This window comes from Clavibacter lycopersici, assembly GCF_003576405.1.
Classification (GTDB): domain Bacteria; phylum Actinomycetota; class Actinomycetes; order Actinomycetales; family Microbacteriaceae; genus Clavibacter; species Clavibacter lycopersici.
The window spans coordinates 1-781 of sequence record NZ_QWGT01000465.1 but is presented as its reverse complement, the minus strand read 5'-3'; the positions used below and the strand labels follow the sequence as shown (position 1 = coordinate 781).

Genomic DNA, 781 nt, shown 5'->3' with positions numbered 1-781 from the left:
GCTCTTGTCTAGGGAAAGAGTGTACGCCGACGGCCACCGCGCCGACCCCGACGCCCACGGTCCCGACGCCCACCGCGACGGTCCCGACCCCCACCGCGACGGTCCCGACGCCCACCGCGACGGTCCCCACGCCCACCGCGACGGTCCCGACCCCCACGCCGACGGTCGGCACGCCGACCCCGACCGCCGGGACGCCCACCCCCACGGGCACCACGGCCGCGCCGATCATCCCCGGGGGCACCACCCCCGGCGGATCGCTGCCCGTGACGGGCTACGACCCCACGCCCACGATCGGCTGGGGCCTGGCGGCCCTCGTCCTGGGTGCGCTCGGACTGGGACTGAACGCACGACGCAGGTCCGCCCAGCGATAGCGGCCCCGCGGATCCCGTGGCGGAGCGCCCGACGACACGTCGTCGGGCGCTCCGCCGCGCGTAGCCCCAAAAGCACATCCGTGGTGGGTTTTCTCCCGCCACCGGATACGTTGGCCGCGTTGGAGGTGTCGGATGCATCAGCGGGTTCGCGGCGGATCCCTCCGCTCGGCGAGCCCTCCGCCCTCCGGCGTCCGGCCCGTCGCCGCCCGTCGGATCCCCCTGGGGACGCCATCGTGATCCGCGTCGACGTGCTCGGCGGCTTCCGCGTCGCGGGCCTCGGCACCGACCCCGCCTCGACCTCGCCCGGTCCCGATCCCACCGGCGCCGCCCTCTCCGACGGCACGCGTCGGCTCATCGCCGCCCTCGCGATCCGCGCCCGCCCGGCCGACCGCGGCACCCTCGCCAGCCAG

The 781-nt window shown here is 76.7% G+C and carries 1 pseudogene; it reads left to right on the top strand.

The annotated features are described in order from the left end of the window. Positions 1–371: pseudogene (locus tag DZG00_RS15975) on the top strand (hypothetical protein); the annotation flags it as partial. Between the last annotated feature and the right edge of the window lie 410 nt (positions 372–781).